This window comes from Marispirochaeta aestuarii (assembly GCF_002087085.1).
Lineage (GTDB): Bacteria > Spirochaetota > Spirochaetia > JC444 > Marispirochaetaceae > Marispirochaeta > Marispirochaeta aestuarii.
The window spans coordinates 1-374 of record NZ_MWQY01000073.1 but is presented as its reverse complement, the minus strand read 5'-3'; the positions used below and the strand labels follow the sequence as shown (position 1 = coordinate 374).

1 protein-coding gene is annotated in these 374 nt (G+C 61.5%); it reads left to right on the top strand.

Annotated features, from left to right (window positions below):
• The coding region (locus B4O97_RS19575) for a hypothetical protein (RefSeq protein ID WP_158084412.1) at positions 1 to 374 on the top strand (374 nt) is incomplete at both ends.

Sequence of the window (374 nt, the reverse complement as noted above, 5' to 3'; positions counted from 1 at the left end):
ACCCTGAAAACGAGGAGACCCTCCGGACCATTATAGCAATCGACGGCCTTGGCCGTACGATCTACAGCGCCAAGAGCGGTGTGAGGACCGATGAGAACGGAAGCGGCGAAACAGGCTGGAACGTAAGCGGAGCAGTCCGCTACGACGGAAAAGGACGGAGCATCGAAGAGGGGCAGCCCGGGTTCAGTCCCGGCCCTGATGCCCCTGTCCCCTCCATCATGCAGAACGGGACGGTGACGGACTACGACATTCTGGACAGGCCCGTACGGGTGGAACTGCCGGACGACTCGGTACTGACGACTGAGTACGGCATAGAAGCAGGCCTCCCGAGAACCATCAGCACCGACCCGGAGGGGCGGGTAACAGAAACCCTG